Origin of the sequence: Mycobacterium sp. 2-64, from assembly GCF_035918375.1 — a bacterium.
GTDB lineage: Bacteria > Actinomycetota > Actinomycetes > Mycobacteriales > Mycobacteriaceae > Mycobacterium > Mycobacterium intracellulare.
Genome location: NZ_CP142361.1, coordinates 3,819,420 through 3,837,422 on the forward strand (window position 1 = coordinate 3,819,420; position 18,003 = coordinate 3,837,422).

The following is an 18,003-nucleotide window of genomic DNA, read 5'->3' on the forward strand; positions in this document are numbered from 1 at the left end:
AGGCCTCTCGCTCCTGTTCCCGGTTCGCCCGACCCGTAAGTTGGACACGTGGCACTCCCCAACCTCACCCGCGAACAAGCCGTCGAGCGCGCTTCGCTGATCACCGTCGCCAGCTACCAGATCGACCTCGACCTCACCGACTCCCACGGCGGTCCCGGCGAACGGACCTTCCGCTCGGTGACCACGGTGGTGTTCGACGCCCTCGCCGGCGCCGACACGGTCATCGACATCGCCGCCGACACGGTGCGCGGCGCCACGCTCAACGGTCGCGACCTCGACGTCTCCGGATACGACGAATCCACCGGCATCGAGTTGCGTGGCCTGGCCGACCGCAACGTCGTCGTGGTCGACGCGGACTGCCGCTACTCCAACACCGGTGAGGGTCTGCACCGGTTCGTCGACCCGGTCGACAACGAGACCTACCTGTACTCCCAATTCGAAACCGCCGACGCCAAGCGCATGTTCGCCTGCTTCGACCAGCCCGACCTCAAGGCGACCTTCGACGTGCGGGTGACCGCGCCCCGGCACTGGAAGGTGATCTCCAACGGCGCGACGGTGTCGGTGACCGACGGCCTGCACACCTTCGCCACCACCCCGCGGATGAGCACCTACCTGGTCGCCCTGATCGCCGGCCCGTACGCCGAGTGGAAGGACGCCTACACCGACGAACACGGCGAAATTCCGCTGGGCATCTACTGCCGGGCGTCGCTGGCGCCCTACATGGATGCCGAGCGGCTCTTCACCCAGACCAAGCAGGGATTCGGCTTCTACCACAAGAACTTCGGCTTGCCCTACGCCTTCGGGAAATACGATCAGCTGTTCGTCCCCGAGTTCAACGCCGGCGCAATGGAAAACGCCGGCGCGGTGACCTTCCTGGAGGACTACGTCTTCCGCAGCAAGGTCACCAGGGCGTCCTACGAACGTCGCGCCGAGACCGTGCTGCATGAGATGGCCCACATGTGGTTCGGGGATCTGGTCACCATGGCGTGGTGGGACGACCTGTGGCTGAACGAGTCCTTCGCGACGTTCGCGTCGGTGCTATGCCAAAGCGAGGCAACCGAATTCACCGAGGCATGGACCACGTTCGCGACGGTCGAAAAGTCGTGGGCCTACCGTCAGGACCAGTTGCCCTCGACCCATCCGATCGCCGCCGACATTCCGGACCTGGCCGCGGTCGAGGTGAACTTCGACGGCATCACCTACGCCAAGGGCGCGTCGGTGCTCAAGCAGCTCGTCGCCTACGTCGGGCTCGAGCACTTCCTGGCCGGGCTGCGCGACTACTTCCGCACCCACGCGTTCGGCAACGCCACGTTCGACGATCTGGTCGCCGCGCTGGAGAAGGCGTCGGGGCGCGACCTGTCCGATTGGGGGCAGCAGTGGCTGAAGACGACCGGGCTCAACACGCTGCGGCCCGATTTCGACGTCGACGGTGACGGCAGGTTCACGCGGTTCGCGGTGACCCAGAGCGGAGCCGCCCCGGGCGCCGGCGAGACCCGGGTGCACCGGCTGGCCATCGGCGTCTACGACGATGACGGGTCGGGAAAGCTGGTGCGGGTGCGCCGCGAGGAGCTCGACGTCGAGGGCCCGGTGACGGAAGTGCCTGCGTTGGTTGGGGCTTCGCGGGGACAACTGGTTCTGGTCAATGACGACGACCTGACGTACTGCTCGTTGCGGCTGGACGCCGAGTCGCTGCGCACCGCCCTGGGTCGCATCGCCGACATCGCCGAGCCACTGCCCCGCTCGCTGGTCTGGTCGGCGGCCTGGGAGATGACGCGCGAGGCCGAGCTGCGGGCCCGCGATTTCGTGGCCCTCGTGGCGGGCGGCGTGCACGCCGAAACCGAGGTCGGGGTGGCGCAGCGGCTGCTGCTTCAGGCGCAGACGGCGCTGACGTCCTACGCCGAGCCCGGCTGGGCACGCGAGGAGGGCTGGCCGCAGTTCGCCGACCGGCTGCTGGAATTGGCGCGCGCCGCGCAGCCCGGATCGGATCACCAGCTCGCCTTCGTCAACACGCTGTGCTCGTCGGTCCTGTCGACTCGCCATGTGGTGACGCTGGCCGACCTGCTCGACCGCTCCCCCGAAGACCTGGGATTGCCGGGCCTCGAGATCGACACCGACCTGCGGTGGCGGATCGTCACCGCGCTGGCCACCGCCGGCGACATCGACGCCGACGGGCCCGCCACGCCGTTCATCGACGCCGAGGTTCAGCGGGATCCGACCGCCGCCGGCAAGCGGCACGGCGCCCAGGCCGCGACGGCGCGGCCCCAACTGCAGGTCAAGGAGGAGGCGTGGACGAGGGTGGTCGAGGACGACACCCTGGCCAACATCACCGCCCGCGCGATCATCGCGGGCATCGCCCCGCCGGCGCAGCATGAGCTGCTCAAACCGTTCACCGCGCGGTATTTCGAGGCGATCTCGGGGGTGTGGGCGCGCCGATCCAGCGAAGTGGCGCAGACGGTGGTGATCGGCCTGTACCCGCACTGGGACATCAGCGAGGACGGCATCGCCGCAGCCGACGAGTTCCTGTCCGACCCCGAGGTGCCGGCGGCGCTGCGCCGCCTGGTGCTCGAGGGCCAGGCCGGGGTGAAGCGATCGTTGCGGGCGCGCCGTTTCGACGCCGAGTAGCTAAGCCGGCGAAATGCCGGCGCTCAGCACGCGGATCGCGCTGACCAGCCCGTCCACCAGGTCGCCGCGCTCGAATGCCGAGGAAGCGGCGGCCACACCCAGCGGCGCGGCCGACTCGGCGCCGCGGCCGCGGACAGCGGAACCGTAGACCACCTCGATGACCTTCTGGTCGGGCGAGACGGCCAGCAGCACCGCATTGTCCGGCGTCGGCACGTCGGCCAGGATCTCGCGGGCCCGCGCGGCGGTGTCGTTGCCCAGGTCGCCGAGGTAGATCGCGAAACGCGTCTTGGAGGACCGCGACCCGAATTTCAGCGCGTCGTCCACCGCGACGAGATCTTTGGTCGAGAACGGGAACTGCACCGAGAGTTCGCCGGGCTCGGTGACCCCGGAGATCCGTCCGCTGGCGGTGATCACCGAGCCGTAGGGCAGCTCGGCGGGTTCCCTCGTCGCTACCTCACCACGTGCCACTGGCGCCACCTCCGACTGAGAATTCCGACGTGCCGTGCCCCCCATGGCTGTGGCCGACCTCTTCGCCGATGGCGGCCCACAGGATCGGCGGATGCGTCCACTTCTCGCCCAGCTTGTAGGACGCCGGGTGCGGCCCCTTGCGGGACCAGATCAGCACCGACAGCGCGACCACCAGCAACACGGGTATACCGACGATGATCAGGTGGAGATGCATAGGACTCACGACGCAAACCGTATCCCACCAAGCGATCCACCGGCGCGACCGGACACCAGATTGTGGCTCAGGCCGCGCCTTCGCCGAGGTATCGGGCCCAGGCCGGGTCCAGCTCCTTGACCGTCGACAACAGCCGCCAGTGCTGGCCCGTCGGCGGCATCGGCGGCCGCCGCAGCGCCCAGCCGAGCTCGCTGAGCAGCTTGTCGCCCTTGCGATGGTTGCAGGTCGAGCAGCAGGCGACGCAGTTCTCCCAGGAATGGTCGCCGCCGCGGCTGCGGGGCACCACATGGTCGACGGTGTCCGCCTTCGCCCCGCAGTAGGCGCAGCAGAACCGGTCGCGGTGCATCAGCGCGGCGCGGGTCATCGGAACGCGCGCCCGGTAGGGAACGCGGACATACGAGCGCAGCTGGATCACCGAGGGCACGACGATCGAGCGGGTCGCCGAGTGGATGACGGGCCCCGCCGGGTCGTGATGCACCACGTCGGCCTTGCCGCAGATCACCATGACGATCGCGCGCCGCATCGGCAGCGCGGTCAGCGGCTCGTAGGTGGAATTCAGCAGCAACACCCGCCGGCGACTCCAGATGGAAGCGCTCTCCGGGCGGGCCGGCGGATGGATCTCGACACTGTGCAGCGATGACACGGTTGTGGGCCCGGTTGACCCTGCCGCGGCCACCTGACTACTGCGGTGGCTGCGGCGTCTCTTGCCCTGCGCCATAGATCCTCCGCGAACAGTCCACCATGATTCGCCGCCAATCGCACCCCTATTGCAGGTGAAACGCCGTGTCCAACCGGTGAACAGCGAGAGCGGCGTCGGGCCGCCGCGGCTTGCCGTCGCGACGATGCCCCACAATGGACGGCGATGGATGAGGTAGGACAGTCCTTCTACGACGCCGTCGGCGGTGCCGAGACCTTCCACGCGATCGTGTCGCGGTTTTACGCTCAGGTGCCCGAGGACGAGATTTTGAGCGAGCTGTATCCCCTGGATGACCTCGAGGGCGCCGAGGAGCGCTTGCGGATGTTCCTCGAGCAGTATTGGGGCGGCCCGCGCACCTACTCGGACCGGCGCGGACACCCCCGGCTGCGGATGCGGCACGTCCCGTTCCGGATCACTCCCCTGGCGCGCGACGCGTGGCTGCGCTGCATGCACACGGCCGTGGCCTCCATCGATTCGGCGACACTCGACGACGAGCACCGCCGCGAGTTGCTCAGCTATCTGGAGATGGCCGCCGACTCGCTGGTGAACTCGTCGTTCTGATGCCCAGTTCTGATGCCCAGCGAACCGAACGGAGCAGCATGAGCCCGGCAGCGTGGTGGTCGAGCGCGGTGTTCTATCAGGTGTATCCGCGGTCGTTCGCCGACAGCGACGGCGACGGCGTCGGCGACCTGGACGGAGTGACGGCCCGCCTGGATCACCTCGAGCAGCTCGGCGTGGACGCGATCTGGCTCAACCCGGTCACGGTCTCCCCGATGGCCGACCACGGGTATGACGTCGCCGATCCGCGCGACATCGACCCGTTGTTCGGCGGGATGGCCGCCATCGAACGGCTGATCGCCGCGGCGCACCGGCGGGGCATGAAGATCACCATGGACGTGGTGCCCAACCACACCAGTTCGGCCCATCCGTGGTTCGCCGCGGCGCTGGCCGCCGGGCCGGGCACCGACGCGCGGGAGCGGTATTTCTTCCGCGACGGCCGCGGCGCCGACGGGGAGCTGCCGCCCAACAACTGGACCTCCGTCTTCGGCGGCCCCGCCTGGACCCGGGTGGTCGAACCCGACGGTCAACCCGGCCAGTGGTACCTGCACCTGTTCGACACCGAGCAGCCGGACCTGAATTGGGAGCACCCGGACGTCTTCGACGATTTCGAGAAGACGCTGCGCTTCTGGCTGGAACGCGGCGTGGACGGCTTCCGCATCGACGTGGCGCACGGCATGGCCAAGCCGGCCGGCCTGCCGGACGCGCCCGACGTCGAGTCCAAGGTGTTGCACCACACCGACGACGACCCGCGCTTCAACAACCCGAGCGTGCACGACATCCACCGCGACATCCGCAGGGTGATCGACGACTACCCGGGGGCGGTGACCGTCGGCGAGGTGTGGGTGACCGACAACGCCCGCTGGGCGGAGTACCTGCGGCCCGATGAGCTGCACCTCGGGTTCAACTTCCGGCTGGCGAGGATCGAATTCGACGGCGCCGAGATCCGCGACGCGATCCAGAACTCGCTCGCCGCCACCGCCCTGCAGGACGCCGTCCCGACCTGGACGCTGTCCAACCACGACGTCGGCCGGGAGGTCACCCGCTACGGCGGCGGCGACCTCGGCCTGCGCCGGGCCCGCGCGATGGCGATGGTGATGCTCGCCCTGCCGGGCGCGGTGTTCATCTACAACGGCGAGGAACTGGGGCTGCCCGACGTCGAGCTGCCCGACGAGGTGCTGCAGGACCCGACGTGGGAACGCTCGGGACACACCGAACGCGGCCGCGACAAATGCCGGGTGCCCATCCCCTGGTCGGGCGACGAGCCCCCGTTCGGGTTCTCGTCCTGCGCCGAGACCTGGTTGCCGATGCCGAAGGAGTGGGCGGCGCTGACCGTTAACAAGCAGAGCGCCGATCCCGACTCGACGCTGTCGTTTTTCCGGCGCGCGCTCGAATTGCGCAAGCGTCGCGTCGAATTCGACGGCGACGATGTCGACTGGCTGGACGCCTCCGGCGACGCGGTGATCTTCCGGCGTCCCGGCGGCCTGGTGTGCGCGCTCAACTGCGGCGCACAGCCGGTGCCCCTGCCGCCGGGGGAACTCGTCCTGGCCAGCGCGCCGCTGCTCGACGCGAAACTCCCCCCGGACTCCGCGGCCTGGCTGGCGTAGCCGGTTCGGGCCTGACGGCCCGAGTCCCGGTGGGCGGTTCGCCGCGTACTGCTCTATATGTGGTGCATGACTTCCTACGCGTGGGCAGTGATCGGGGCCGGGCCGGCGGGCGTCGCCGCGGTGGGGAGGCTGCTGGATCACGGCGTCGCGGCCGAAAGGATCGCGTGGATCGATCCCGCCTTCGCCGGCGGCGACATCGGGCAAAAGTGGCGGTCGGTGTCGAGCAACACGCACGTGGGTCTGTTCCTCGAATACTTCAACGGCTCCAAGTCATTTCGGTTCGACGAAGCGCCGCCCCTGCCGCTGCGCGAAATCGACCCGCAGGAGACGTGCGCGCTGGGCCTGGTCGCCGAGCCGCTGGTGTGGATCACGGGGCAGCTTCGTGAGCAGGTCGCCACCTTCACGACGACCGCGACCGCGCTGTACCTGGAAAACCGGCGATGGCGCATCGAGACCGAACGGGACGACATCGTGGCCAGCAACGTGATCCTGGCCGTCGGGGCGGTCGCCAAGAGGCTTCATTACCCGGAGCTCGACGAGATTCCGGTGGAGGTCGCCCTCGATCCCGAGAAGCTCGCGCGTGAGCCGCTGCGGGGTGCGACGGTCGGCGTGTTCGGCTCGTCGCACTCGTCCATGATCGTGCTGCCGAATCTGCTGCGCCATCCCGTCGAGCGGGTGATCAACTTTTACCGAAGCCCACTGAAATATGCTGTGTACTTTGAGGATTGGATCCTGTTCGATGACACCGGGCTCAAGGGCCAGGCGGCGGTGTGGGCGCGGGAAAACATCGACGGGGTGCTGCCGGACCGATTGGAGCGATGCCTGGTATCGGCGCCGGAGTTCTCCGGGCAGCTGGCCCGGTGTGACCGGGTGGTCTACACCGTCGGCTTCGAACGCCGGCGATTGCCCGAGACACCGCAGTTTGGGCAACTGGACTACAACCGCACCAACGGAATCCTTGCTCCCGGCCTGTTCGGGGTGGGGATCGCGTTTCCGCAGTACGCGCAGGACCGCTACGGGTACGGGCAATTCCGGGTGGGGCTCAAGAAATTCATGGACTACCTGGATGCCGTGCTGCCGCTGTGGCTGAGTTACGGCCCCTGATCTCCGCGCCGCTGGACCGCCGACGCCGCGTTTAAACTCAGCCTGATTTCGTTCGCCAAACCGGGGCGTCAGCCCAGCAGCAGCGCCGGGTCGCCGCGGCGGCGATACACCGAACCGAACCGGGCGTCCAGGCGCAGCCACGTCGGCGTGATGCGGACCCGGATCAATTCCTGGGCGTCGACGGCATCGGGTGACTGCGGCAGGAAACCCATCGCGGTCAGCGCGAACACGCAGCGCATCGGCAGCCCCACGTGTACGTCGGCGGCACTCACCTGGATGACCTCCTGGTCGAGCAGCGACACCGGCGGGCCGTGAGAGCTGCTGTGCTCCTTGGCAAGTCGCGCGCCGCTTTGGGCCAGACCGAGCACCACCCTGGCCGGGATGTCCTCGATGTGGGTGAATCCGGATTCCGGGGGCAGGGCGCCCCGCCACGCCGAGTCCATCGCGAATCCGGGATCGACGTAGCCCGAGTCGTCCATCGCGGCCAGGCCGCGCGCCAGCGCGTCCGCACCCACCGACAGGTCCGAGGGCCGGACCTCGCCCGGCACCACCCTGCTGGCCAGCACGTCGAAACCCGTTGCGACCCAGGCGGTCAGGAGCCCTTCGGATCGGGTCCGCAAGCGAATGATCGCCGCATCGTCGAGTCGCAGCGCGCGCTCGAGGAACGCGGCGAGATCCCGGCGGTGCTCGGCCCGAAATTGCGCGCCCAGCCACAGGCCGCGGTCGGCTACCTGATCCACCGCTGCAGATACTCCCGATGCTGCGGCGAGAGCCGTACCAGCCGCTCCTCCTCGATGTGGACGGCGGCCAGTTGCGACTCGGCGATGACGGCGGGCTTCGAGTCCGGATCCGCGTTGACCGAACGCACTTCGTAGCCCAGCGTGAAGTCGACCGCCCGCAACCGCTTGGTCCACATCGTCACCTGCAGCGGAGAATCGGCCAGCCGAAGCTGACCCTTGTAGGTGACCTTGACCTCGGCGATGAGCAACCCGATCGTCAAGATGTCGACCTCGAACGCCTCGCGCAGGAACTGCACCCGCGCCTCTTCGAGGATGGTGACCATGGTGGCGTGGTTGATGTGCTGGTACATGTCGATGTCCGACCAGCGCACCAGCACGGGCGCGACGAAGCCGATGCTCAACTCGATGAACCTCTTCCGCTCGTGCGGGTCATGCGACGGATTTGTCGCGCGGCGACGGACAGCGTCGCGAGATCCTTGTCCCCGTTTTCCTGGATCTCAAGGAGCGTCCGTCGGGCCCGCTCGACCCTGGACGCGGACAGGTGCTCCCACTCGGCGATCTTCTCTTCACCGCTTTCGTCGGGCTCCCCCACGGCGAGCACATCGAAGCACAGCGACCGCAGCGAGGCGTAGATGTCGTCACGGATTGCCAAGCGCGCCAACGAGTGCCAGCGGTCCCTGCGGGGCAGCTCGGAGACCGCCGTCAGCAGGCCGTCGGTGCCGAGCCGGTCCATCAGGGCGAAATAGGTGTCGGCCACCTCGGCGGCGTCGATGTCGTTGATGTCGCCGATGTCGATGATGTCGAGCAGGCTGAAGTGGTAGAGCCCGGCGGCCACCGTGTAGGCCAGGTCTTTGGGCGCGCCCTGGGAGGCGAATTCCGCGGCTTCCTTTTCCACGATGGCCTTGTCGTCACCGCGCAGCCATTCCGACATCCGCGGCGTCAGCGCCTTCACTTTGGCGGCGAACCGGTTGATCTCGGCGCCGACCGCCAATGGCTGTGGGCGGTAGTTGAGCAGCCAGCGTCCGGCGCGGTCGATCAGGCGTCGGGTGTCCAGGGTGAGCCGATCCGACAGGGCGACCGGCAGATTCTCCGCGCGGATGCGGCGCCAGATCTCGCTCACGCCGAAGATGGCGTCGGTGGCGACGTAGGTGCGCACCGCGTCGACCGACCCGACCCCGACGTCTTCGGTGATCCGGAAGGCGTAGCTGATGCCGGCGGCGTCCACCAGGTCGTTGATCAGCATGGTGGTCACGATCTCGCGGCGCAGCTGGTGGGTGCGGATCTCGCCGGTGAACCGTTCCCGCAACGGTTTCGGAAAGTACAGGGGCAACCGGGACGCGAACACGTCCTGTTCGGTCAGTTCGGTTTCGAGCATCTCCTCTTTGAGCCCCAGCTTCACGTGCGCCATCAGGGTGCACATCTCCGGTGAGGTGAGCCCGATGCCGGCCTCGGACCGCCGCTGAATCTCCTTTTCCGACGGCAGCGCTTCGAGTTCCCGGTTGATGCCGCGCTCGTCGACCAGGTACTGGATCAGCCTGGCGTGCACCGGAAGCAGGCTGGCCGCGTTCGCGCGGCTGGTGCCGATCAGGTCGTTCTGGTCCTCGTTGTCGGTGAGCACCAGTTGGGCGACCTCGTCGGTCATCGACTCCAGCAGCGGCTTGCGTTCCTCCGGCTTGACCTTGCCGGCGGTGACCAGGGAGTCGATCAGAATCTTGATGTTGACCTCGTGGTCGGAGCAGTCCACGCCGGCCGAGTTGTCCATCGCGTCGGTGTTGATCCGGCCGCCGGCCAGGTCGAACTCGACGCGGCCCAAGGCGGTCACCCCGAGGTTGCCGCCCTCGCCGATCACCTTGGCGCGAACCTGAGAACCGTTGACCCGCACCGGATCGTTGGCGCGGTCACCGACGTCGGAGTCGGATTCGGACTCGGCCTTGATGTAGGTGCCGATCCCCCCGTTGAACAACAGGTCCACCGGCGCCTGCAGGATGGCCTTGATCAGGTTGGGCGGGGTCATCTCGGTGACGTCACCGCCGATGCCCAACACGTCGCGGACCTGGGGGCTGACCGGAATGGACTTGTGCTCCCGGCTGTACACCCCGCCGCCCTCGCTGATCAGCGACGTGTCGTAGTCGTCCCAGCTGGAGCGCGGCAGCTCGAACATCCGCCGGCGTTCCTCCCACGAGGCCGCGGCGTCGGGGTCGGGGTCGAGGAAGATGTGCCGGTGGTCGAAGGCGGCGAGTAGGCGGATGTGCTTGCTCAGCAGCATGCCGTTGCCGAAGACGTCACCGCTCATGTCGCCGATGCCGACCACGGTGAAGTCCTCGGTCTGGGTGTCGACGTCCATCTCCCGGAAGTGTCGCTTGACGGCCTCCCACGCGCCCTTGGCGGTGATGCCCATGGCCTTGTGGTCGTAGCCGACCGAGCCGCCGGACGCGAACGCGTCGCCCAGCCAGAAGCCGTAGGACTTGGCGACGTCGTTGGCGATGTCGGAGAACGTGGCGGTGCCTTTGTCCGCCGCCACCACCAGGTAGGCGTCGTCACCGTCGCGACGGATGACTTCCGTTGGCGGGTTGACCTTTCCGGTCGCGTGGTCGACGTTGTCGGTGACGTCGAGCAGGCCGGAGATGAACAGCTGATAGCAGGCGACGCCTTCGGCGCGGGTGGCGTCCCGGTCGGCCGCGGCGTCGCCGGTGGGCAACGGTGGCCGCTTGACGACGAATCCGCCCTTGGCCCCGACGGGCACGATGACCGCGTTCTTGACCGCTTGCGCTTTGACCAGACCCAGGATTTCGGTGCGGAAGTCATCGCGACGGTCCGACCAGCGCAGGCCGCCGCGGGCCACCGGGCCGAACCGCAGGTGCACGCCTTCGACCCGCGGCGAATAGACGAAGATCTCGTACTTGGGGCGCGGCAACGGCAGCTCGTCGACCAGCTGAGCGTCCAGTTTGATCGCCAGCACGTTGCGGGCCCGGGCCGAACCCTTGCGTGTCACAAAGTAATTGGTGCGCAGCGTCGCCTGCACCAGCGACGCGAAGGCGCGCAGGATGCGGTCGGTGTCCAGACCCACCAGGGCGTCGATGTCGGCGGCGACCGCGGCGGCGGCCGCCTGCGCGTCACGGCCGGTCGAGGAACTCGGGTTCGGGTCGAACAGCGCCTCGAACAGCGCGACCAGGGACCGCGCGGTCGACGGGTGCTCGTTGAGCACCGATTCGATGTAGGACTGGCTGTAGGGAAAGCTAGCCTGCCGCAAGTACTTTGCGTAGGCGCGCAAGAGCACGACCTGTTGCCAGCGCAGCCCCGCGCGCATCACCAGCTCGTTGAAGCGGTCGATCTCGAGGCGTCCCTGCCAGATCGCGGTGACGGCGTCGGCGAATCGCTCGGCCATCTCGTCGCGCTCGGCTTGCGTCGACGCCGACTCGATGGTCGGGTGCGGGGATATCTTGAACTGATAGATCCACACCGGCAGCCCGTCGGAGCGGGTGACCGTGAACGGCCGCTCCTCGAGCACCACCACGCCCATGCTCTGCAGCATCGGCAGCAGCTGGCTCAGCGAGGCGGTGCGCCCGCCCAGGAACCAGGTCAGCTGGGCGGATCCGTCCTCGCCTTCGAGGAACACCAGCTTGACCGAATTGTCGTGCAGCTCTTTGATGATCGCGATGTGATCGATGGCATCGGCCGGTGTGACGGCCTGCTTGTAGACCTCGGGAAAGGCGTCCGCGTAGTACTCCGCGTCGGCGTGCCCGACGGAGCCTTCGGCGGCGGCGGCGATCAGCCGGTCGGTCCAGGTGCGCGCCGCTTCGCTCAGCATGCCCTGGATGCGGATCCGGTTGTCCTCGGAGACGTCGACCGGCGTGGCGCCGGGGTCATCGGAAGGCAGGCGCACCATGAAATGCATGAGCGCCCACGGTGATTCGCTGACCCGCGCGGTGAATTCCAGGCGGGTGCCGCCGAATTCGTGTACCAGGATGTCTTCGATCTGCAGCCGCACCGCCGTGGTGTAGCGGTCGCGGGGCAGATACACCAGGCAGGAAACGAAGTACTGGAGGCTGTCGGCGCGCAGGAACAACAACGCATTTCGCTGCGGACCCAGATCCACCACCGCTTTGGCCATCGCCAACAACCGTTCGGCGCTGAGCGTGAACAGTTCCGAGCGCGGAACGGTTTGGATGACGTCGAGCAGCAGCTGGCCGGGGTGGATCGGGTCGCTGTCGGCCATCGCCAGCGCCTCGCGGACCCGACGCGAGATCGTGGGGATCTCCAGGACGTCGGCGTTCATGGCGGCAACCGTGAACAGCCCGACGAAGCGGTGCTCGAGCACGCCGCCGTCGGCGTATTCGCGAACGGCGATGGCGTACGGGTAGGCGCCGTAGCGCAGGTAGCTGCCCACCACGGATTGCGCCAGGACCAGCAGCCGGTCGTCGTCGGTCAGCCGGGGGCGCGAGCCGGTGCGGGTGCGCAGCACGCCGAGCCCGGGCGTCCCGTCACCCGAGACGCGGCCGTCGTGCACGTGGCAGCGTTGATAGCCGAGCAGCAGGAAATTCCCGTTGCCCAGCCAGCGCAGCAGGGCCGCGACGTCGTCGCGGTCCGGCGCCGAGAAGCGGTCCTGCGCGTTGGCTTCGACCTGGGCGGCGAGGTCGTTCAGCGCGGCGATCAGGCCCGACGCGTCGCTGGCGACCTGTTGCACGTCGGCGAGAACCCGGGGCAGCAGCCGCTCGACCTCGGTGAGCCCCTTGCTGTCGACGGAAGGCAGGAGCTGCACGTGGATCCACGCCTCGCCGGCGTATTGCGATGCCCCCTCGGGCTTCGCTTCGACGCTGAGCAGATCGCCGGCGGGATTGCGGTGCACGTCGAACACCGGCGTCATGATCGCCGTATAGGGAACGCCGAGCCGATGCAGCAGCACGGTGACCGAATCCATCAGCATGCCGCCGTGGTCGGTGACGACCTGCAGCGCCGGCCCGAACCCGGCGGGGTCCTCCGCGGGGTAGACGGCGACGCGGCTTTCGCCGTCGGGGCGGTGCTGGCCGAGCCGGTAGTGCGCGCTCAGCATGGCCGGGGTGACGATCGCCGCCGGGACCGTCAGGTCGATGGGCCTGGTCTCCGCGCCGCCGGACTGGTCGCTATGCGGACCGCGATAGCTTTCCACATAGGCTTTGGAGATCCACTGGGGAATGTCCTGCTGCTGGGTGAACGTCGTCCATGGCTCGAGGTCCTGTTTGGCTCCGGGATCGATCGTCATGCCGACTGCTCCCAACTGGCGACGGTTGTCACTGCGCTCAAACGCCCCGTTCCCGCGCGGCGGGGGGCAGAGCCGACACTAGTCGCGCGTCAGCTTGCGGTGGGTCACTCTGTGCGGTCGCGCCGCCTCGGCGCCCAGCCGTTCGATCTTGTTTTCCTCGTATGCCCCGAAGTTGCCCTCGAACCAGAACCACTTGGCCTCGTTGTCGTCGTCACCCTCCCACGCAAGGATGTGGGTGCAGGTGCGGTCCAGGAACCACCGGTCGTGCGAAATCACCACCGCGCAGCCGGGGAACTGCTCGAGGGCGTTCTCCAGCGAGCTCAGGGTTTCGACGTCGAGGTCGTTGGTGGGCTCGTCGAGCAGGATGAGGTTTCCGCCCTGCTTGAGCGTCAGCGCGAGGTTGAGCCGGTTGCGCTCGCCGCCCGAGAGAACGCCGGCCGGCTTCTGCTGATCTGGGCCCTTGAACCCGAACGCCGACACGTAGGCCCGCGACGGCACCTCGGTCTGGCCGACGACGATGTGGTCCAGCCCGTCTGAGACGACCTCCCAGACGTTCTTCTTCGGATCGATGCCCGCGCGGGTCTGGTCGACGTAGCTCAGCTTGACCGTCTCGCCGACCTTGACCGTGCCGCTGTCCGGCTCTTCGAGACCGACGATGGTTTTGAACAGCGTGGTCTTTCCGACGCCGTTGGGGCCGATGACCCCGACGATGCCGTTGCGCGGCAGGGTGAACGACAGGTCCTTGATGAGGGTGCGTCCACCGTAGCCCTTGTCGAGGTGCTCGACCTCGACCACCACGTTGCCCAGCCGCGGACCGACTGGGATCTGGATCTCCTCGAAGTCGAGCTTGCGCGTCTTCTCGGCCTCGGCGGCCATCTCCTCGTAGCGCTGCAGCCGTGCCTTGCTCTTGGCCTGGCGCGCCTTGGCCCCGGAGCGCACCCACGCCAGCTCCTCGGTCAACCGCTTCTGCAGCTTGGCGTCCTTGCGCCCCTGCACCGCGAGCCGTTCGGCCTTCTTCTCCAGGTACGTGGAGTAGTTGCCCTCGTACGGGTAGGCGCGGCCGCGGTCGAGTTCCAGGATCCATTCGGCGACGTTGTCCAGGAAGTACCGGTCGTGGGTGACCGCCAGGATCGCGCCCGCATATGAGGCGAGGTGCTGTTCGAGCCACTGCACGCTCTCGGCGTCGAGGTGGTTGGTGGGCTCGTCGAGGAGCAGCAGGTCGGGCTTGGACAGCAGCAGCTTGCACAGCGCGACGCGGCGGCGCTCACCACCGGACAGGTTGGTCACCGGCTCGTCGGGCGGCGGGCAGCGCAGCGCGTCCATGGCCTGCTCCAGCTGCGAGTCGAGGTCCCACGCGTCGGCATGGTCGAGCTCCTCCTGCAGCCGTCCCATCTCCTCCATCAGCTCGTCGGAGTAGTCGGTGGCCATCAGCTCGGCGACCTCGTTGAAGCGGTCGAGCTTGACCTTGATCTCGCCCAGGCCCTCTTCGACGTTGCCGCGAACGGTCTTCTCCTCGTTCAGCGGCGGCTCCTGCAGCAGGATGCCGACGGTCGCGTCGTTGGCCAGGAAGGCGTCACCGTTGTTCGGCTTGTCCAGGCCCGCCATGATCCGCAAGACGCTCGACTTGCCGGCGCCGTTGGGCCCAACGACGCCGATCTTGGCGCCTGGATAGAAGCTCAACGTGACGTCGTCCAGGATCACCTTGTCGCCGTGCGCCTTGCGGACCTTCTTCATCGTGTAGATGAACTCAGCCATGCCGCGGTTGTGCCTTTCTGGTCTTGCGGGTATCGGGGGGATCCCCGCGGACCATCCTAGGCACCGCCGGGCGACGGCTAAGCCGAGAGAGGCAGTCCGTCACCGCCCGCGCCGTCGTCGGCCTCGGTGGTGTCGCCGTCGGCGTCCGCGGGTCCGCTCGCTGCGGTGGCATCCGCGGTGGTCGGACCGGTGTATCCGGGCTTCTCGATCCGGACGATCGCGCGCGACACGTCCGGCCCGACGGAGGTCGCCCGCATCTCCAGTGACGAGCGGCGGTTGCCGTCGCGGTCCTCGTACTCGCTGGTGTAGACGTGGCCCACCACGATCACCGGTGCGCCCTTGCCCAGCGCGGCCCCCACCCCGGTGACCAACCTGCCCCAGCAATTGACGTTGATGAACAGCGAGTTGCCGGGCTCCCAGCCGCCCTCGGCCGTGCGCCGGCGCGAATTGCTGGCCACGCGGAACTTCATGACCTCCTGGGTGCCGACCTGCCGTCGCTCCGGGTTGTTGACGATGTGGCCGACGACGGTGAGCGGTGTTTCAAACATGGGTTGATCCCTTTCGATTGCTTTTGTGGCTATGGCTGCCAGTAAGCGCGGCGGCACCGACGGCTCGACGGGACAACGGGCGCCGGCCCACCCGCCCTGTGGACGAAACCGTGACTGTGGATCGATGCTGATATCCGCCGATGATTGGAAGGCGTGGGACGACTACCTGCACTGGCAGACGGCCGACCGGGCCGTGCCCAAGCGGATCAACAGGCTCATCGCGGAGGCTTGCCGGTCGCCGCAGGCGGGCATCGGCAAGCCTGAGCCGCTGAAATACGGGCTCGTCGGCGCCTGGTCTCGGCGAATTACCCACGAACACCGGCTCGTCTATCGGGTCGTCGGCGATGACCTGCAGACCCTCCAGGTCCGGTATCACCACACCTAGTCGGTGGCGGACTCCTCGCGCGCCGGTCCCGACCCCTCGCGCTGCGCCAGCCGGCTCAGCATCGCGTTGTAGGCCGCCAGCTCGGCGTCATCGTCGCGGTCGGCGGCCCGGTCCAATCGTTTGGCGGTGCGACGGTCGCTGCGCGCCCACTGCACCAGCAGCGCCAGCATCACGATCACCAGCGGAAATTCCCCCGCCGACCAGGCGATGCCGCCGCCCAGCCGCTGGTCACCCAGCAGGTCGGTGTGCCAGCTCAGACCCAGCGAGCGGTAGTAGTCGGCGCCGAGCACCTTCTTGGTGCCCATCAACACCACCCCGAAGAACGCGTGCAGCGGTAGCGACGCGAACACCACGGCCACCTTGGCCAGCGGCGGGATCGGTCGCGGCGTCGGGTCCACCCCGATCACCACCCAATAGAACAGGTAGCCGCTCAGCAGGAAGTGCAGGTTCATCGCCAGGTGCCCGGCGTGACTGCTCGCGGTGATGTCGAAGAGGTTGGACAGGTACAACCCGTAGAACCCGGCGACGAACAGCACCGTGGCCACCACGGGGTTGGTGAGGAATCGCGAGAAACGACTGTGCAGCCCGGCCAGCAGCCACTCCCGCATGCCCGGCGGATCGTCGCGCCCCGCCGCGGGCAGCGCCCGCAGCGCCAGGGTGACCGGGGCGCCCAGCGCCAGCAGGATCGGCACCAGCATCGACAGGCACATGTGGACCACCATGTGCATGCTGAACATCGCCGGCATGTAGCGCCCGATTCCCGAGGACGTCACGAACAGCAACGCCGCGCAGCCGAGCAGCCAGGACACGGTCCGGCCCGGCGGCCACCTGTCGCCGCGCCGGCGCAGCCGCACCAGGCCGGCCACATAGAGCGCGGCGAGGACGATGGCCGCGGTGCCGAAGATCAGATCGAAGCGCCAGTCGAAGAGAATGCGTGCCACGGTCGGGGGCCCGTCGAAGTCGTAACCGATCTCGGCTTCGGGGACCGACGGCAGCCGGGCCGGCGGGGGCGGCGGCGCGGTGCGGCTCAGCCCGACGGCGATGCCGAACGTGAGGCCGAAGAGCGCGGCCTCGATCAGCGCCAGCCTGGCCAGCGCGGCGCGTGCCCGCGACGGGCTCGGATCCGCCTGCAGCGCAGCCACACTCACGCGCCGCTGGCGCCAGCCGACGCCACCCAACAGGCATAGCGCGACGAACTTGGCGACCACCAGGCGCCCATAACCGGTGGTGAGCAAATCGCCGGGCTGGACCCGCACCAGGGCGTTGACCAGTCCGCTCAACGCCATCGCCACCCAACACCACAGCGCGATCGACGAGAAGCGCCGCGCCGCCAGGCCGGTGTGGGCGCCGCCACGCAGGGCGTGGGCGAGCAAGGCGAGCAGGCCACCGGCCCACAGGCTGGCGGCGACCAGGTGGATCAGCAGGCCGTTGGTGGCCAGGTCGTGCGAGCCGCCGGCCGACGAATGACCGGTCAGGCCGAGCGGGATCAGCGTCAGCACCGACGCGGCGAGCAACACCGGCGTCCACGACCAGCGCAGCACCGACAGGCTCGCCACCGTGATCACGGCGGCCAGGATCGCGGTCCAGCGCCAGGCCGAGGCGGTGGCGATCAGGCCCGCCAACGACCAGATGCGCGCCGGGCCGATGTCGACGACCGCGCGACCGGACACGTCGGAGATGGTCAGTGGGACCAGTAGGGCCGCACACACCGCCCACACCCCCGACGCCACCGTCCCCAACCGCAGCGCGCGGTAGCCGTCGGCGTCGAGGACGCCGCTGCGTTGCGGCGGCACCAGGAAGGCGGCGAACAGGAACGACCCGACCGCCAGGACCGCGGCGATCTCCCCCGCCGCACGAACGAACGGCAACCCCAGCGTGGTCACCGGGCCCGGGTCGGGCAGGCCCGTCGCGGTCAGCGCGCTTGCCAGCGAGAGCGTCCCGATCCCGGCGGCCGTGCAGCCCGCCAGGGCCGCGACGCCGGCCAGCGCCGGCCACACCAGCGCGCGGCGCTGGGACGAGGCCGCGGTCGTGGCCGTGCCGGCCGGCGGAGCGACGGTCATACACCC

14 protein-coding genes are annotated in these 18,003 nt (G+C 68.5%); 5 read left to right on the forward strand and 9 right to left on the reverse strand.

Annotated elements, in window-relative coordinates; genetic code table 11:
• Window positions 1-48: 48 nt before the first annotated feature.
• Entirely contained in the window at window positions 49-2,622 is a 2,574-nt protein-coding gene (gene pepN, locus QGN31_RS17785; protein WP_014382173.1) for an aminopeptidase N, read from the forward strand.
• Here the strand turns inward: pepN and QGN31_RS17790 are convergent, their stop codons facing one another.
• The 3 genes from QGN31_RS17790 to QGN31_RS17800 all read right to left on the reverse strand — a co-directional run bounded on the left by QGN31_RS17790 (window position 2,623) and on the right by QGN31_RS17800 (window position 4,022).
• Window positions 2,623-3,090 carry a DUF5130 domain-containing protein gene (locus QGN31_RS17790; protein WP_008255165.1) on the reverse strand — a complete coding sequence of 156 codons (468 nt, stop codon included), beginning with the start codon at window positions 3,088-3,090 and terminating at the stop codon, window positions 2,623-2,625. It abuts the gene before it with no gap.
• Window positions 3,077-3,304, reverse strand: a complete 228-nt coding sequence (gene ctaJ / locus QGN31_RS17795; RefSeq protein WP_008255162.1) for an aa3-type cytochrome oxidase subunit CtaJ — start codon at window positions 3,302-3,304, stop codon at window positions 3,077-3,079. Before ctaJ ends, QGN31_RS17790 begins: the two co-directional genes overlap by 14 nt.
• 67 nt (window positions 3,305-3,371) lie before the next feature.
• The gene (locus tag QGN31_RS17800) at window positions 3,372-4,022 is read right to left on the reverse strand and encodes an HNH endonuclease (protein ID WP_026071535.1); all 651 of its coding nucleotides are present in this window, start codon (window positions 4,020-4,022) and stop codon (window positions 3,372-3,374) included.
• A 144-nt stretch (window positions 4,023-4,166) separates the two neighbouring features.
• On the opposite strand from QGN31_RS17800, the gene QGN31_RS17805 reads away from it, so the two are divergent.
• The 3 genes from QGN31_RS17805 to QGN31_RS17815 all read left to right on the forward strand — a co-directional run bounded on the left by QGN31_RS17805 (window position 4,167) and on the right by QGN31_RS17815 (window position 7,270).
• Window positions 4,167-4,562, forward strand: a complete 396-nt coding sequence (locus tag QGN31_RS17805) for a globin (RefSeq protein ID WP_008255158.1) — start codon at window positions 4,167-4,169, stop codon at window positions 4,560-4,562.
• Complete coding sequence (locus QGN31_RS17810; protein ID WP_085978337.1) at window positions 4,562-6,166, forward strand: glycoside hydrolase family 13 protein; 1,605 nt, start codon at window positions 4,562-4,564, stop codon at window positions 6,164-6,166. Before QGN31_RS17805 ends, QGN31_RS17810 begins: the two co-directional genes overlap by 1 nt.
• An 87-nt stretch (window positions 6,167-6,253) precedes the next feature.
• Complete coding sequence (locus QGN31_RS17815; RefSeq protein ID WP_014384162.1) at window positions 6,254-7,270, forward strand: pyridine nucleotide-disulfide oxidoreductase; 1,017 nt, start codon at window positions 6,254-6,256, stop codon at window positions 7,268-7,270.
• Window positions 7,271-7,338: 68 nt separating this feature from the next.
• Here the strand turns inward: QGN31_RS17815 and QGN31_RS17820 are convergent, their stop codons facing one another.
• From QGN31_RS17820 to QGN31_RS17840, 5 genes are all read right to left on the reverse strand, one after another.
• Entirely contained in the window at window positions 7,339-8,010 is a 672-nt protein-coding gene (locus QGN31_RS17820; RefSeq protein ID WP_009955475.1) for a hypothetical protein, read from the reverse strand.
• A complete protein-coding gene (locus QGN31_RS17825; protein WP_008255151.1) occupies window positions 7,998-8,411 on the reverse strand; it encodes an acyl-CoA thioesterase in 414 nt (137 codons plus the stop codon). Before QGN31_RS17825 ends, QGN31_RS17820 begins: the two co-directional genes overlap by 13 nt.
• A complete protein-coding gene (locus QGN31_RS17830) occupies window positions 8,408-13,249 on the reverse strand; it encodes an NAD-glutamate dehydrogenase (protein WP_014941614.1) in 4,842 nt (1,613 codons plus the stop codon). The genes QGN31_RS17825 and QGN31_RS17830 overlap by 4 nt, the downstream gene beginning before the upstream one ends.
• Window positions 13,250-13,327: 78 nt before the next feature.
• The gene (gene ettA, locus QGN31_RS17835) at window positions 13,328-15,004 is read right to left on the reverse strand and encodes an energy-dependent translational throttle protein EttA (protein ID WP_009955480.1); all 1,677 of its coding nucleotides are present in this window, start codon (window positions 15,002-15,004) and stop codon (window positions 13,328-13,330) included.
• 77 nt (window positions 15,005-15,081) lie between these two features.
• A complete protein-coding gene (locus QGN31_RS17840) occupies window positions 15,082-15,552 on the reverse strand; it encodes a single-stranded DNA-binding protein (protein WP_009955482.1) in 471 nt (156 codons plus the stop codon).
• Window positions 15,553-15,676: 124 nt separating this feature from the next.
• Here QGN31_RS17840 and QGN31_RS17845 point away from each other — a divergent pair, with 124 nt between their 5' ends.
• Complete coding sequence (locus tag QGN31_RS17845; protein WP_009955484.1) at window positions 15,677-15,937, forward strand: Txe/YoeB family addiction module toxin; 261 nt, start codon at window positions 15,677-15,679, stop codon at window positions 15,935-15,937.
• Here the strand turns inward: QGN31_RS17845 and QGN31_RS17850 are convergent.
• Window positions 15,934-17,997 (reverse strand): cytochrome c oxidase assembly protein, encoded by a 2,064-nt coding sequence (locus QGN31_RS17850; RefSeq protein WP_095662616.1) that lies wholly within the window; start codon window positions 17,995-17,997, stop codon window positions 15,934-15,936. The two genes, QGN31_RS17845 and QGN31_RS17850, sit on opposite strands and share 4 nt — an antisense overlap.
• Window positions 17,998-18,003 lie beyond the last annotated feature (6 nt).

What these genes read in the sequence shown, in the direction of transcription:
- ctaJ (WP_008255162.1), bottom strand. Translation starts at nt 3,304, where the DNA reads ATGCATCTCCACCTGATCATCGTCGGTATACCCGTGTTGCTGGTGGTC.
- ettA (WP_009955480.1), bottom strand. Translation starts at nt 15,004, where the DNA reads ATGGCTGAGTTCATCTACACGATGAAGAAGGTCCGCAAGGCGCACGGC.
- QGN31_RS17845 (WP_009955484.1), top strand. Translation starts at nt 15,677, where the DNA reads ATGCTGATATCCGCCGATGATTGGAAGGCGTGGGACGACTACCTGCAC.
- QGN31_RS17850 (WP_095662616.1), bottom strand. Translation starts at nt 17,997, where the DNA reads ATGACCGTCGCTCCGCCGGCCGGCACGGCCACGACCGCGGCCTCGTCC.
- QGN31_RS17800 (WP_026071535.1), bottom strand. Translation starts at nt 4,022, where the DNA reads ATGGCGCAGGGCAAGAGACGCCGCAGCCACCGCAGTAGTCAGGTGGCC.
- QGN31_RS17840 (WP_009955482.1), bottom strand. Translation starts at nt 15,552, where the DNA reads ATGTTTGAAACACCGCTCACCGTCGTCGGCCACATCGTCAACAACCCG.
- QGN31_RS17810 (WP_085978337.1), top strand. Translation starts at nt 4,562, where the DNA reads ATGCCCAGTTCTGATGCCCAGCGAACCGAACGGAGCAGCATGAGCCCG.
- QGN31_RS17830 (WP_014941614.1), bottom strand. Translation starts at nt 13,249, where the DNA reads ATGACGATCGATCCCGGAGCCAAACAGGACCTCGAGCCATGGACGACG.
- QGN31_RS17805 (WP_008255158.1), top strand. Translation starts at nt 4,167, where the DNA reads ATGGATGAGGTAGGACAGTCCTTCTACGACGCCGTCGGCGGTGCCGAG.